Source organism: Arcticibacter eurypsychrophilus, from assembly GCF_001730525.1.
Classification (GTDB): Bacteria; Bacteroidota; Bacteroidia; order Sphingobacteriales; family Sphingobacteriaceae; genus Arcticibacter; species Arcticibacter eurypsychrophilus.
Map to the genome: position 1 here is coordinate 35,265 of NZ_MDFN01000016.1, position 15,560 is coordinate 50,824.

The 15,560-nt window shown below is 38.9% G+C and carries 12 protein-coding genes; 3 read left to right on the forward strand and 9 right to left on the reverse strand.

Features of this window, described 5'->3' with window-relative positions; translation table 11 throughout:
- Positions 1-359 precede the first annotated feature (359 nt).
- Both BFL47_RS10295 and BFL47_RS10300 read right to left on the reverse strand, forming a co-directional pair.
- Positions 360-1,913: a RagB/SusD family nutrient uptake outer membrane protein gene (locus BFL47_RS10295; RefSeq protein ID WP_069659712.1), complete on the reverse strand. Its 1,554-nt coding sequence runs from the start codon at positions 1,911-1,913 to the stop codon at positions 360-362.
- A gap of 26 nt (positions 1,914-1,939) precedes the next feature.
- Complete coding sequence (locus tag BFL47_RS10300) at positions 1,940-5,137, reverse strand: SusC/RagA family TonB-linked outer membrane protein (protein WP_069659713.1); 3,198 nt, start codon at positions 5,135-5,137, stop codon at positions 1,940-1,942.
- Positions 5,138-5,537: 400 nt separating this feature from the next.
- Between BFL47_RS10300 and BFL47_RS10305 the strand changes: the two genes are divergently transcribed.
- Positions 5,538-6,359 carry an alpha/beta hydrolase gene (locus tag BFL47_RS10305; protein ID WP_170827303.1) on the forward strand — a complete coding sequence of 274 codons (822 nt, stop codon included), beginning with the start codon at positions 5,538-5,540 and terminating at the stop codon, positions 6,357-6,359.
- An 89-nt stretch (positions 6,360-6,448) separates the two neighbouring features.
- On the opposite strand, the gene BFL47_RS10310 is transcribed toward BFL47_RS10305, so the two are convergent.
- Complete coding sequence (locus tag BFL47_RS10310; RefSeq protein WP_083257110.1) at positions 6,449-7,591, reverse strand: lactonase family protein; 1,143 nt, start codon at positions 7,589-7,591, stop codon at positions 6,449-6,451.
- Between the two features lie 169 nt (positions 7,592-7,760).
- Positions 7,761-7,976, reverse strand: a complete 216-nt coding sequence (locus BFL47_RS10315) for a hypothetical protein (RefSeq protein WP_069659715.1) — start codon at positions 7,974-7,976, stop codon at positions 7,761-7,763.
- Between the two features lie 274 nt (positions 7,977-8,250).
- Here BFL47_RS10315 and BFL47_RS10320 point away from each other — a divergent pair, with 274 nt between their 5' ends.
- On the forward strand, positions 8,251-8,697 hold the full coding sequence (locus BFL47_RS10320) for a KTSC domain-containing protein (RefSeq protein WP_016193698.1): 447 nt from the start codon (positions 8,251-8,253) through the stop codon (positions 8,695-8,697).
- 55 nt (positions 8,698-8,752) lie between these two features.
- Complete coding sequence (locus BFL47_RS10325; protein WP_069659716.1) at positions 8,753-9,790, forward strand: acyltransferase; 1,038 nt, start codon at positions 8,753-8,755, stop codon at positions 9,788-9,790.
- A 79-nt stretch (positions 9,791-9,869) separates the two neighbouring features.
- Here the strand turns inward: BFL47_RS10325 and BFL47_RS10330 are convergent, their stop codons facing one another.
- The 5 genes from BFL47_RS10330 to BFL47_RS10350 form a co-directional block, all read right to left on the reverse strand.
- Positions 9,870-11,558: a hypothetical protein gene (locus BFL47_RS10330; protein ID WP_069659717.1), complete on the reverse strand. Its 1,689-nt coding sequence runs from the start codon at positions 11,556-11,558 to the stop codon at positions 9,870-9,872.
- Positions 11,559-11,610: 52 nt separating this feature from the next.
- Positions 11,611-12,390: an ABC transporter ATP-binding protein gene (locus BFL47_RS10335; RefSeq protein WP_069659718.1), complete on the reverse strand. Its 780-nt coding sequence runs from the start codon at positions 12,388-12,390 to the stop codon at positions 11,611-11,613.
- 19 nt (positions 12,391-12,409) lie between these two features.
- The gene (locus tag BFL47_RS10340; RefSeq protein WP_069659719.1) at positions 12,410-14,392 is read right to left on the reverse strand and encodes a heavy metal translocating P-type ATPase; all 1,983 of its coding nucleotides are present in this window, start codon (positions 14,390-14,392) and stop codon (positions 12,410-12,412) included.
- 131 nt (positions 14,393-14,523) lie between these two features.
- Positions 14,524-14,916 (reverse strand): (deoxy)nucleoside triphosphate pyrophosphohydrolase, encoded by a 393-nt coding sequence (locus tag BFL47_RS10345; protein ID WP_069659720.1) that lies wholly within the window; start codon positions 14,914-14,916, stop codon positions 14,524-14,526.
- Entirely contained in the window at positions 14,916-15,296 is a 381-nt protein-coding gene (locus BFL47_RS10350) for an SRPBCC domain-containing protein (protein ID WP_069659721.1), read from the reverse strand. The genes BFL47_RS10345 and BFL47_RS10350 overlap by 1 nt, the downstream gene beginning before the upstream one ends.
- Positions 15,297-15,560: the final 264 nt, after the last annotated feature.

The following is a 15,560-nucleotide window of genomic DNA, read 5'->3' on the forward strand; positions in this document are numbered from 1 at the left end:
AGATCAGGATCATATTAAAAATACTAGAGATGCAAAAATAAATATACTTAATGTTAAAAAAGGCAAAGGTAATTAACCAAGAAAATAACATAAAACAATAGCCGGGATAGTGAATTTTGAATCACACTATCCCGGCTTTTGGTTCAATCAGCTTATAACTGTTACTAATATGATTGCTTAAAGCCTTTCAAATTCTCTACACTTAAATAGACAAAAGCCTGTTGTGTACTGTAAATATATAAAACTTAAAACAGATTGCCTTCTATAAAAGCTATAGCTTGAAACTAATTACTTTCGTCAATATATATATGTTAAAGCTGACTACTATCGCTAAATAAAGATAGCTCAAAGTTTATTATTTACTGATTTAACTTTGGGTTATTGTCTATTTCGGATTGTGGTATTGGTAAAAGCTCAGTTCCTGGTTTATAATACGACAGCGGTTCGGTAGCAAAATAGCTTTTCTTTCTCCAACGAATAATATCCACATTCCGAACTTCCTCATTAGTCATTTCAGCTGACTTTTCATGAATCAGTGCTCGTGTTATCTGATCTTTTGTACTAACAGGATACTGCGCAGTTGGATAACCAGGCATGGCTACATCTGCTCTTGCCCGAATCTGATTCAAATAAGTCACCGCAGCACCGGTATTACCCAGTTCATTCTCACTTTCTGCAAGGTTCAGCAACACTTCGGCATAACGTAAAATCCGTTGATTATTACCTCCGGGGTGAAAACTAGCAGTTGCTTTATCCTGTTTATAAATGATCTGGAACTTCCTGAAGCCCGCTTTTATACGTGTTCCATGAACAGTAGAAGCATTTCCATTTTGATCTGCTTCAGCCAACACTGAATTACCGTTATTATATTTATCACCTGTCTGGTAGAAGGTATAAGAATAGCGGGGATCGGTTTTAGTAGCACCTGTAGCTGTACTTTCAAACTCATTTAGCATCCTGTCGGATGGAATAAGATTTCTCCAGCCTATTGGGTTTTCTTCCTGATTACGTACAGTAGATTGAGCTGCTGTACCTCCATCACCGACTCCACTGTTCCAGTTAAAGGCATTATCACCTTTATCCACAAAAACAACTTCGAAGATCGACTCACTATTAAATTCTTTTTCTTCTTCAAAGTTATCTAGGAAACGACTGGTAAGAGTGTAACCATCTGCTCCAGAAGTTGGAATTTTCAACAATGCGGCTTTAGCATTTGCATAATCACCAGACTGCATAAACACTCTGCCCAACATGGCATAGGCGGCAGACTTCGTTGCCCTGCCCTGCTCTGTTGATCCGTAACCAGACTTTCCAGGCAATGCAGCTGCTGCTTCCTGCAAATCTTTAATTGCCTGAGCATACACACTTGCAACCGGTGATTTAGGTTGATAGTCCGTGGGGCCAGTTGCTGTTTGAGTATAAATAGGAACGTCTCCCCATTGGCTGGCCAATTCATAATAGGCCCAGCCTCTTAAAAACTTAGCTTCACCGATACATCTTTTAACCAATTCAGGGTTATCCTGAACATTTGCTTCACTTTCAGTAACAGTGTTCGCCCGATGAATAACAGTGTATAAGGCATTCCATACGGAATTCATCACTGGATTTGCCGGATCAACGACACCAATTAGAATTTGATTTCGGGGAGCTTCCAACTGACTTCCTCCGGTAACGACATCATCGCTCCTTAAATCATGCAGAAAAAACCATTCCCGGGCTACAAGGTTCGAACCTTTCCATGCAGAATATACTCCATTTGTTCCTTCCAGGAGCTGACTAGACGTATTGAAGTATAGGGCTTTCCCTATATTATTTGGGTCGGATATATTAATATTTTCCTTACATGAAAATATTAAACTTGTTGCCGTAATACCAGACATGAGTATTAGTGCAACTATTTTCTTTCTATTCATTGTTCTCTTTTTTAACTTAATTTCTATTAAAAACCTGCCTGAATACCGAATTGAACTGATCGTGCTGGAGGATATTGTCCAAAGTCAACACCATTTGTTAATGTTCCGTTTTTAGAACCAATCTCTGGGTCAAGACCCTTATACTTTGTGAAAGTGAGTAGGTTTTGTGAGGATACATATACTCTTACGCGTTTAAATGTGGAGTTGGATAAGGATCCAAAAACACTGGAAGGTAAGGTATACCCTATCATCACGTTCTTTAAGCGTAAATACGATCCGTCTTCAATCCATCGGGTGGATAGACGACCATTTCTATTAGGATCACCACTAATCGCCCTAGGGATACTTGTATTCGTATTTTCTGCAGTCCAAGCATCCAGAACTTGTGTACCTGCATTAAACAAGCGGGGCATTCCTTCTAAGATGATACGCTCGGCATTTAAAATTTTATTGCCTTGCACTCCTTGAAAGAAGAAAGCAGCATCAAAGTTCTTGTACGTTGCAGAGTAGTTTAAAGAGTAACTAATCTTTGGAATGTAACTTCCTATATAAGTACGGTCAAAATTGTCAATTATTCCGTCGGCTGTTCCATTAGGTCCACTTACATCCCGGAATTTAAGATCTCCAGGAGACGCATTAGCTTGGATAGGGCTGCTTGTTATCTCTGCGGCGTTTTGGAATATACCATCTACAATCCACCCATAAAAGTTTTGCACAGATCGTCCTGCTACCGTATTGGTAAATACATCACCTCCTCCAAAATCGGCATCACTTCCTGATGGAAGTGTGGCATTAGGACTGTTTAAAGCCAGTACCTTATTTCGGATCCCACTGATCAATCCTGTAATATTATATTTGAAGTCGCCCTCTGTTTTATGATATCCTAATTCTAATTCCACACCATTATTCTGCATGCCTGCAATATTCTGAGGGGTTCCAGTCGCTAGAAACCCTAAGCTTGGTGCTGTAGGTGGAATTAAAATTAAATTATCAGTCTTCCTTTGAAAAAACTCAGCCACTACGGTAAACTTATTGTTTAAGAAGCCCAGATCAAGACCTACGTTTAGCTGTTTAGTTTTCTCCCAGCTTAAGTCAGGATTTGGCGTACCATTCGTATAAGAAGCCGTACCTGCGGATGGTATAATATTACCAAAAGGATAAGCCGCACCATTTGTTACCACATTTGCAGCATAAGGATAATTACCCAAAGCAACAGGATTTGCACCAGTAAGACCGTAACTAGCTCTTATCTTCAGCTCAGAGATTGTAGTACTATTTTTCAAAAATTCTTCCTGATCAATTTTCCATCCAATTGATGCAGCTGGAAAATCTTCATATTTATTACCTGGCGCCCATATGGAGGTACCGTCCCTACGAATAGATGCCTGAAACAGATATTTACCTGCATACTCATAGTTAACCCTACCTAATAATGATTGAATAAAGTTCGCCTGATTGAAATTATTAGTGCTGATATTCTGTGCACCCTGAAGCGACTTGACCTGATTTGTACTTTGATTACCCGCTTCTAGTTGGGTGATAATTTTCGATCCCTGCGTTTCAAAAACAGCTGTTGCTGCAACGTGGTGTTTGTCAAACGTTTTATCAAAGGATAATTGTTGGGTAAACAACCGAACATTTGTAGAGATTCGTTGGAAACCAACAACGGCTGAAGTAGCACTCAACGTTCCTCCATCGTTATATATCGGCGTATAATTGCTAGTGTATCCATTACTATAGTTGATACCCACAGTAGATCTGAATGTTAACCATGGCACAAAATGAACATCCACGTACCCTGTACCTAATATTCCCAGATTCTTAAGGGTATTCGAACCAATCAACGCAGCTTCCACAGGATTGGTAGGGTCTGATCCATCAAAACTACTGATTGGTCCCTGAAAACCTCCATTTGTAGTAGGGTCACTAATTGGAATGTAGGGAAGCATACGCACTACATTTGTGATGGCCGTTCTGTTGCCCGCGGTCGCATCATAATTCTGATTCGCTGATGAAAGATATAGATTCTCTCCTACGGAAAACACTTTACCAAGGTTGTGATCCGAATTGATCCGATAGTTAAACCGCTCGTAACTTAATGCTTGTGCAATTCCTTCCTGTTTGAAATATCCGCCTGATGTATAAAACCGGGATACCTCATTGCCTCCGCTTAAAGAAATATTGCTTCCTGTTAATAAGGAGTTTTTCTTAAAGTATTCGCGTTGCCAATCGGTATTGGTCTGGGCGTACGTTTGAGTCGCCCCAGCGTAGATGGGTAAACCAAAGTTAGCTGGCTGTAAACGTGGAGGTAGTGCATTTGTTCCACCCAACGCCGTAGCGTACTTTACATATTGATCGGTATTCAATAGATCCAGGTATTTAGAGGGACTTTGTAATCCTGCATACGTATCAAAATTGATGCGCACCTGACCATTTCTGTCTCCTTTTTTAGTAGTCACCAGAATCACGCCATTGGTAGCCCGGGAGCCATAAATAGCTGCGGTACTGGCGTCTTTTAATACTTGAACACTTTCAATGTCTTTAGGGTCATAATCCGTTAACCCTCCATTGGTTAAGATAAAACCATCTACCACATACAAAGGATTGGAAGCAAATGAAATGGAACTATTTCCCCGGATGGTAACAATAGGAGCCGTACCTGGAGATCCATTATTGACAACAGATAAGCCTGCCACCCTTCCTTGCAAGGCCTGATCAACACCTGCTACAGGTAATGTTGAAATAGTCCTGGCATTAACTGTCGAAATCGCTCCGGTCACTGTTGCCCTTTTTTGTGTTCCGTAACCTACGACCACAACTTCGGATAAAGCACTGGCAGAAGATTTTAACAACTGAACGGCCATGACTGTTTGACCTTTAAGTGGCACTTCCTGTACGTTATACCCCAAATACCTGAACACGAGGACGCTGTTTGCATTGGGTACTTCCAGAGTAAACTTTCCATTTAAATCTGTCGAACTACCAATGCTTGTGCCTTTAATATTGATGGTCACACCAACCAATGGGGCTCCGCTATCATCTGTAACCGTACCGCTTATTGGAATTGCCAACCTTTGCATTGTTAATCCCTTGGTTTCCGTTACTTTGGAAACACCTTTGACTACTGGTTTTTCAAGCGCAATTGCTTGCACTGTTACTAATGAAATTATACTGATCAAACTCAGGTATAACTTCATTCTTTTAAAAAGGAAATGATTGATCATAGCTTTTAATTAATGGTAGAATATGTAATTGGTTAGATAAATTAAAGTTTTTATTAGTGTGACAACGTTGGCAATATATCCTATATGAAACTCACTTAAATTTGGTTAGCTGTAGATTTAAATGAACGATTAAATTATTATCATAAATGTAATAACAATATTACACTTAACCAAGATTAAAAATAAAAATTATTTACACATAATAGTATACACTTTTTACCACCTTCCCTAAATAACATACAGTAATGGTTACTTTTATTTAACCCTTTATAATTTAATAAACCATACTGTTATGCAGCTTAATTTGCAACTTAAAAATCTCTTGTTTGTTATCTTGGTAAGATCCCAACATATTTCTCAGCTTGTCCAAACGGATTTTAAACACGTATTACTTATACTCTTGTTCCTAAACCTCGGCATATCTAAAACCACGGCGCAACAGAAAGAAATTAAACCGGTTACAGTACCTGATTCAGAACATCGTTTATTACACTCTGCAATTGCAGGTCATGATTATGACTTATACATTCATTTCCCTGCTGGTTACGATACAGCGAAAACGAATTACCCGGTCTTATATGTCATGGATGGTGCAAACGATTTTTCGCCCACATTGGAATATTTAGGCCTTCTCATGGCTGAATATCGTATTAAAGAACCTATAGTAGTTGCCATTGGGGACGGTGGGTTAATCGGTTCTGCGACCAATAAACGGAACCGTGATTTTACTCCTACAGCATCGCCTTCCATGCCTGGCAGCGGTGGTGCATTTCTGTTTTTAAATTTTATTGAAAAAGAACTTATTCCACTGATAGAGTCGGAATACAAAGCAGATTCAAGCAACAGAACCTGCTATGGCTATTCTATGGGAGGACTTTTCAGTACTTATATATTGTTTCAAAAACCCTACTTATTCAAAAATATACTTATTGGAAGTCCGGCGTTATCTTATGACCAAGGAACGATATTCGATATAGAAAAGAAATATGCTGCTCAACACACTGACTTGGCGGTAAACGTATTTATTGAAGTTGGTGAACTGGAAATGCCGGAACAGAAAGCTAGCTTTCAAAAGTTAGCTAACCTTCTCCAAACTAGAAAATATAAAAGCCTACACCTGCATACTGTAATTATTGAGAAAGTCACGCACTTAACGGGTAAACCTGTCACGATGCTTAAAGCGCTTGGATGGGCTTATACTAAACCGCATCGTATCTTTTGATCATCAATTACTTTTTATTTAAGACCCTACAGGTTTAAATTTTTATTACCGGGAAGCAGAGATTCCTCAGCAAGCTGAACTAATGTGAATTAGTTTATTAAAGTAAGCTGAAGAATTTCAACCCAGTTAGGGTTTTTACCAATCGACAGCTGAGATCGCTTAATGAGTGTTCCCTTTTTATGATCAATCCGGTATACAGTCAATCCATTCGATTGCTGACCAACTGCAAGCAAATATTTCCCTTCAGGATCGATATTAAATCCCCTTGGTTGCGTTTCAGTTGGATAACTGCCAACCAAGGTCAGGTTACTCTTCTTTTTATTGATCCGAAATGCCGCAATTGTATTTGAACTCCGCTCCGAGACGTAGATAAACTTACCATCAGGTCTCAAATGGATATCAGCAGCTGCCGGTCTACCTTTAAATCCTGCCGGCATTACTGAATAAGAGAGTACTAGTTTCAACAGGCCAGATTCATTCAACTGATACTTATTTAAAGTACCATCTAATTCGTTCACACCAAATGCATCATGACCATTGGGATTAAATACCAAATGTCGCGGACCCGCACCTTTCTTGACAGCAACAGAAGAAGGTTGGTTAACCGTCACCTTACCCGTTCTTTCATCGAAGCGATATTGAAGAATCACATCATCGCCTAAATTAGGAACAAACATATAGCGATTAGAGGGGTCAGTTAGAATAGCATGTGCATTTTTGCCTGTTTGTAAAACCTGCAGGGGGATAGAATCGATCACCCCATCTTGACCAATTGCATTTACCGAAATCTTGTTACCAAAATAAGAAGCGCCAAATAAATAATGCCCTGTATGATCGGTAGAGATATAAGCCATGTTATCCGTTAGTGGAACAGTTTTTATCCATTCCAGTTTGCCAGTATGCGGATCTATGGCAAAGCTACTAACAGCATAAGGTTTTGATCTTAAAGAAGCATAGAGATATTTGTGGTCCGGACTAATCGCTAAAGGCATTACGCTGCCATTGACTGGCTCTTTTTCTATCAGTTTTAAACTACCATCTCGCTTATTCAATTCCAAAACATAGATTTCCCGACTATCCGCATTGGAGATATACACTATAGTAGGTGTTGTTTTGCTCTTAGAGGCTAAAACACCAAAACTATTGACATCGGGTAATTTTTTCAGCGTACAAAAGGATAGAACTGAAATAAATGAAAAAGCGACTAAAATAAATGTTTTACTATTTACCATGATTGTTTGGTTTAAAACCTGCTAATTACATTCCATCTCAATAAACCAGATGGGTAAGTTTATAACCAGAACCAGAAACCTCCTTAGTTAGAATGGCTAAAAATGAATACAGGATAGCATGATAAGTAAAAAAACGAGCAACAGTTAAAAGTTAAATCAACCTTCCAGCTTAATGAAATATTTTTCTGGTAATATTCATTTTATACCTTTTCAAAGCTGATAGATCATGGTTTAACGTATAAAGACCTATTAATTCCAATCCTATTCCCATTCCAAAACATAAACCATAGATAGCGTCAGGCAATCCTGGCAAGATATGTTTCAGGATTAATGCAGTTGCTAGAACCAGACAGCCAACTGTCATACACCAATTTCTTTTCTTCATGAAATGCGGATATTACTTCTAAACAATACTATCAATTTTCAACAAATAAAACAATATAATCAGGTATCAATTTAGAAATATTTCTAGTCTCAAATCTAGTTGAAGTGTGTTCACTTGTCGGCAAGTTTAATCTTAAATTAGAAATATTTCTTTTCTCGGAAGTAGCACATGTAATTAATTTTCATAGCTTTGCACTTTATTCCTAGAAAGTTAAGCATATCGCATTACGTTTGCCTTTTTTCCTTCGTAGGCAATAATTACCAAAAAAGAATTCATGAAGAAGATTGTAGATTTTAGAAAGCTGTTAAGCGTTAATGAAAATACTGAGTTAAAGGAGTTAAAGACCATTTACAGGAACGTGATGAAAGATTGTCATCCTGATAAAATCCTTGATAATCCTGAAGCTAAAATTGAAGCAGAAGCAAAGAGCAAAGAAATTATTGAAGCTTACCACTTTTTAGTAAGTATCGCGCCTGAAACAAAAGAAGCAAATCTGGAAGGATATAATCTGACTACCAGCGCTAGTGGTATTACTGATTTTGAATATAAAGCACAGACATTAAAAATCACCTTTACAGACGGAAGTGCATACGAATATTTTGATGTTCCAAAGAACACGTATACAAAATTAGTAAACTCTGATTCTCCGGGTCGTTTTGCCCGCAGACATATTTTTACCGAGTTTGTATACCGTAACATAACTAAGCTTGCAACAGCTTAACCTAAATTCTTTACAGGATTTTGTTTAGCTGCCCAATTCATCATCAGGATTTGAAATGTCTACATTTGAAATCCCAATGAATCAACAAACGAAATTTATTTGGGCAGATCACCTACGTGTAGCCGCTACTATAGCCGTTATCACCGTTCATGTTTCTGCCTCTATACTTCCTTTATACAAACAAATTCCCGATCTCACCTGGTGGACCGGGAATTTGTTTGATAGTGTCTCCCGCTTTTGTGTTCCCATATTCGTAATGCTTTCCGGTGCACTTCTCCTACCTAAAGATACTGCCCTACCCCAATTCTTCAAAAAAAGATTATCACGGTTAATCTACCCTTTCCTATTCTGGTGTGTAGTTTATATCGTACATTATTTTCTGTTTTACACAAAAAGCATTCAAACTTTATCTGCAAATGAACTTTACGCCCAACTGGTTGATCAGATTAAGTATAAAGTAATCTCCTATCATTTTTGGTATATCTACATGATAATCGGATTGTATCTGGCTATACCCTTTATGGGAAAATGGATCAGGAAAGCCAGGGAATCAGCCCTGTTGTATTTTCTTGGTGTCTGGTTAGTTGGATTATTACTTTTAGAAAATGTAGGAAAAGGAGTTGAAATCAATCATTTCATCAGATATATTGGTTATCTCGTTTTAGGATATTACCTCTCCAGAAAAGAATTCAGCTTTAATACCGCCAAGGTTGCTCTTATACTGATTGTTACAGGCATATTGATAACGGCTGTAGGCACTTATATCCTAACGTCTTACTATGGGAAATTTAATCTCTTTTTTTATGGATATACCAGTCCTAATGTAATTCTTTTTGCATCAGGAGTTTTTCTGTATTTTAAATCACTGAAAATCAATCCTGATAAAAAGAATAAGGTTATTACTTTCATTAACCGATATAGTTATGGAATCTATCTGGTTCATATACTTATATTAACGCATCTCAAAATAAGTTGGCGCACTATTCATCCCCTGTTGGGAATTCCATTAACGGTTGTCTGCTGCTTGTTGATTTCATCTCTGGTTATTTATGTGATCAACAAAATCCCTGGTGGAAAGTATATTTCAGGTTAATACGTCTATAATTTTACAGGAATACCTTCTAAAAGCAACTCAATCACTCCCCTTCTAAAAAGTACCATTTGATATCTTGTTAATCAGCCAATTCCAAACTTTCCCAGGTTTCTTTCCGGTAAAAGCTAAATGAAAGCCATGCCATGAAAGTCATGATCACCACAGCAATCCAAATAGCCCATTCCCATCTGGCGGTATAATAATGCAAAAACCCTAATGCCATAGGCAGAAGCATTACGCCAAAGGTTTTAAAAATCTTCCCTCCCTTCTTAATGTTGACAGGTTGTGAAAAAGGCAATCCCTTGACTTGAAAAAGAGCAACCAGGATTCCAAAAACTATTCCTACCATAAATGCCAGCAGCAGATCATTGACCACCTTTGGTCCCCAGAACAGCACACTTAAAACCGAAACTACCGTAAAATAAGGCAGATAAAACTTAATGATCACCGCTTTAAACATCCCTGCCAATATTTTTCCAGGCTGCTGATGCGGAGTGGTAAAATAGATCCATGAAGCCTTATACTTCTCTGTCATGCTTACATGTTGCATCACGGTAGTTAATATCAAACTCGTTAAATAAAGTGCCAAAATATACAAATTACCCGTCATGAGTTGATGCCAGCGTTCTGACAAGCTTCCTTTCACATTAATAAATCCGAAATACACAAAATACACCGGTACAAAGGCAAAAGAAGGGTATACTTTCACTTTAAAGTCCCTGTAACGGGAGGAAAGTAACCAGGTAATTTTGAAACCAGCATTTTCGATAGGATCTGGTGCAATTCTTTTAGCAATAGAATTCATTAAACCTTTGGATGCTCCTTGTCCTTCCGAAGAAATAACGGTGCCTTCTTCCCCACTGCTGCTAATCGCTAAGAGCTTTTGATTAAAGCCCGGCGCAAGTACTTTTACCACGAAAATCAAGGAAATAACAGGTGCCACAAGCGCCAATACGCTATAAAACAAAGTTAAAGAGGTAGCCGATCTGAAATGCACAGCCAGTTCATGCAAAGAAGCAATCCAAACCGGAGGCAAAACACCTAAAAAGGGGTAATTCAATAGTTCAAAACCTTCCAGCATGCTCATGCTCATTAATCTTGGCAGCATATAATAGGCAGCAAAGATCAGAACTGAAAAAACAATCTGAAAATAGGAGATGAAGTCTTTAAACTTTTGCGGACTAGTTAGCTTTAAAACAACCAAGTAAATGATGTTGACTAAAAAGATACTCAGGATAGTGCCTATAAATATCTCTAGCATAAATACCAATCCAGCGATAACGCCCTGCAGGATAAAAGTGAGAATAAGGCCAGAAATAGATAGGGCCAGCGCCATTTTAGCCGTATGAATCCCAATATGTAATATGCGGGATACTGTGAACGTACTATCCGAAACCGGACGGGGGAGAATGATGTAATTATCCCGTACATCAATCAGCACGCTGGTAAAATCGGAGATCAGCGTAATCGACAGCATCACCATAAAAGCAGAAAAATAAACGGTATGCCCGATATAAGGTTGCTTCACCATGATTAACATGAATGCAAGGAACAACCCTGTCAGTGCTAAAAAGAACATCGTTAACCAACTGGTGTTATTGACCTCTTTTTTTTGCGTTTGTTTATGCTGACTATAAAATTTCGGTCGCCTGTCATCCATTTTCATCTTCACATTAAGAATAATGCGCAGTTGCACAGGATCAACCCCAAACCGGACAAACAAGGGCTTAAATAAAAGGATGAAGTTGATAATGTATCTGTTGAACATAGATCAGTAGAATAGATGCGTGACTTAAACTTTGCCAGTTACTAAGGGAACGTTACTTTAAAGCATCTAAAACATGATGCGCTTCTTTATTAGACTCTTCTTTACCCGTTAGTTTTGCAAATATGTGTTCTAAAGTTAAGTTTCCACCGGCTCTCAGATCCTCAAAAGAACCATCAGCAATAATTTCACCGTTGTTAATCAGTAAAATTCGATCTGAGACCTTTTCTACCACATCCATCATATGCGAACAATAAAAAATAGTTTTACCATTTTGTGCCAACAGGGCGATCAGTTCTTTAACCATCATAACCGCATTTGCATCCAAACCTGATAAAGGTTCATCCAAAATAATAATTTCAGGGTTATGAATAATCCCGGAGATTAGCAGCACTTTCTGTCGCATCCCTTTAGAGAAAGTATCCATGCGTTGATCTGCATTGGTATTGATACCAAAAGCGGTCAGCAATTTCATCGCCCTTTCGGCTATATGGGCTTCCTCCATGCCGTAAAGTTTACCTACGAAATCCAGATACTCCAAAGGAGTAAGCACTTCATAGATCTCGGCATTTTCGGGTACATACCCTATCTTCGCTTTGATGGCGATAATATCGTCCTGTATATTCTTTCCATAAAATAAAACTTCGCCTTCATAGTCATTGATCAAACCGGTCAGTACTTTTACAGTAGTGGACTTTCCGGCACCATTTGGGCCGATATAGCCAATAACCTGTCCGGGGTAGATCTCTAAATTAATTCCTTTTAAAACCTGTTTATCGCCATAACTCTTCCTCAGATTCCGGATGCTGATAACAGGTAATGATGCTGATTCCATAGAATATAATTAAACCATTTTACTTTTGCTTGTAAGCAAGTAATCTTAATCCATTAAATACCACTAATAAGGTGGAACCTTCGTGTCCCACAACTGCCGGACCAATACCCGCAACACCTACAATTGTAAGCGGTACCAGTATAGCCACCATGCCTAAACTAATCACTAAATTCTGTCTGATAATGCGGTGCGATTTACGACTTAACCCAATAGCAAAGGGTAAATTATCCAGGTTATTGGCCATTAGCGCAACGTCCGCCGTTTCAAGGGCTACATGAGAACCTGCGGCACCCATGGCAATGCCCACACTACTTTTCGCCATAGCCGGAGCGTCATTTACACCATCACCAACCATAGCCACGCGCTCTTCTCGTTTAAGCAAATCTTCGATCGCTTTCAATTTTTGCTCCGGAAGCAAACCTCCCCATGCATCCTTGATCCCGATTTGTTTGGCCACAGACTCTGCGACCTGTTGATTATCACCTGTAAGCATAACCATACGCTTAATACCCAATTTTTTAAGCCTCTTTATCGTATCCATTGCTTCAACACGGGGGACATCCATTACGGATATTAAACCAATAAATATATGGTCGCGTTGCACGATGATAGTGGTATTACCTGCCTGTTCTTTTTCGGAAACCTGACTGGATATTTCCTCTGGTAAGTCCTTAAACAAGGCACTGTTTCCTATTAAAATGGTACTTCCATTTAACTCTGCCTTTACCCCATGACCATTTAGTGCCTCTACGTGTTGCGCTGGACTGATCTCCTTTTTAATTATGTCTTGCGCACCTTTAACAATAGCAGCAGCCAAAGGGTGGTCGCTCATTTTTTCTACGGCAACCGCTACCTCAAGAACTTCTTCTTCGGAGATTCCATTAAGTCCGGTAACGCCAGTAAGTTTAGGTTTTCCTTCCGTAAGTGTTCCTGTTTTATCAAATGCGATGGCCGTTAATCCGCCCAATTCCTCTAATGGACCACCACCTTTAAACAGCACTCCGCCCCTTGCCCCTCGTGCTATTCCGCTTAAAACAGCACTTGGCGTGGAAATGGCTAAAGCACAGGGACTGGCTGCTACGAGTACAGCCATCGCCCGGTAAAAACTGTCACCAAATGATTCGTCTACCACCAAAAAGGCACAGAGCAGTAATAATACTAATGCAATTACAGCTGGCACATAATGGACCTGAATCTCATCGGTTAACAATTGAGTTTGCGACTTTTGCGCTTTAGTATCACTTACTAACTTAATCAAACGAGCAAGCGTCGAGTCTTCAGTCAAATTAGTTACTTCCACTTCAAGCACCTGGTTGCCGTTAATTGTCCCGGCAAATACTTGATTTTCAGGTTTTACTATTTTATTATCGGAATGAAACTGATCAATATTTTCTACAGGGATCTTATCTACAGGAATGCTTTCCCCGGTAATAGGTGCCTGATTGACAGCACTCTGACCTTTTATTACAACCCCATCAGCAGAGATCTTGCTATTCGGTTTAACGATTACGATATCACCAACAACGAGCTGATCAATAGGAATCTCTACATCCTGCCCATCGCGCCGCACTAGTGCAACTTTAGGCGCAAGTTCGGCTAAGGCAGCAATAGACTTTTTAGCTTTGTCCATGGCCGAATGTTCTAAACCATGACCCAGACTAAAAAGAAAGAGAAGCAGTGCTCCTTCGGCCCATTTATCTAATGAAGCTGCACCAATAGCCGCAACAATCATCAGGAAATCAATATCAAATTTTCCTTTGAGCACACTTAATACAGCCTCTTTTATGGCATAAAAGCCACCAAAGAAGAAAGACAATAAGTAAAGAGCTAAAGAAAACCAGTGGGATACACTTGGAATTAAAGATAAAAGAAAACCAACGGTCAATAATGAACCGGCAAGAATGCTAAAGATAAGTTCGGTTTTGGAGCCAAAAACACCTTCATTATTATGGGAACAATCATGGTTATGATTATGGTCTTGGTTATTATGATTTGATGACATGCATGTAAATTAGAATACCTGATGCCCAAAGATATTCATAACCTGTAAATACGCTGTATCTTTTGATTTTTTATAAGAAGATATTACTATTTAGAGCGCGAACTCCGCTATTTAAACAAATAAATTCAAGTTCAGGAAAGGGAATTAATGTAGTCATTTAATATGGGGATGTCCGCTTCTGCCCAAACTAAAGTTCTCAGCTGTTCAGTTGTAAACCATCCGAATGATTCGTGCTCTTTTAAGCTGATTGTACCGGACAGCTGTTTACAAATAAAAGGGATCAATCGGATGGTCTTTTTTTCATAGTGATGAAGATGCGCTGGTCCGGCTTTACTGATCTCAATAACAATATCAAGCTCTTCCTTAATTTCCCTGATTACCGATTCTTCAGCCCGCTCAAAGGGTTCCACTTTACCTCCGGGAAATTCCCATTTACCCGGAAGGTCCATACTCTTACTTCTACGGGCGGCTAAAACTTTTCCTTGCTTATCAATAATAAGCGCACAAACAACATCTAAAACCATTAATCATAGTAGAATTCCTGCAGGGATTGAAAATAGGTACCATTCCAGCCTTCCACAATATCATCGTAATCTTCATCCGAAATATTCACATGTTTCAGTTCCACAGATGTACCTTGTTTATGAGGATGAAGTTTGATCGTAACGATAGAATCTTCAGCCTGATCGCCAAAGTACCATTGCTGTACGATTTTTTTATTTTCATCGAATTCAAGGTTCTTTCCGCAAATGCTTCCTTCCCATAATGAAAATTCAGAACCGACTTCTGTAGACATTACAGCTTCCTCTCCACTCCATAAATGAATTGTGATTGGATTGGTTAATGCCAAATAAACTTCTTCAGGGGAAGCAGAAACGATATAATATTTAGAAAATTCCTTCATTTTAATTTTAAACTTGGTCAAAGATACTCATATCCTATGGAGATAGAATAACAGTATGATGAAATTAAGGGAGAGCTATGGTCAGTTTACCCTTGATGCCACAGTGACGCCACGGTGAGGCCACAGTGAGGCCACCTTTTACGGTAAAAACGTGGCCTCAACGTGGCCTCACTGTAGCATCACCCTAGCTTCAACCTTAAATATATACCTGTTTAATCTTAATTTGACCACCATTTGTAAGTAATTATTTCCAAATAGTGTGTA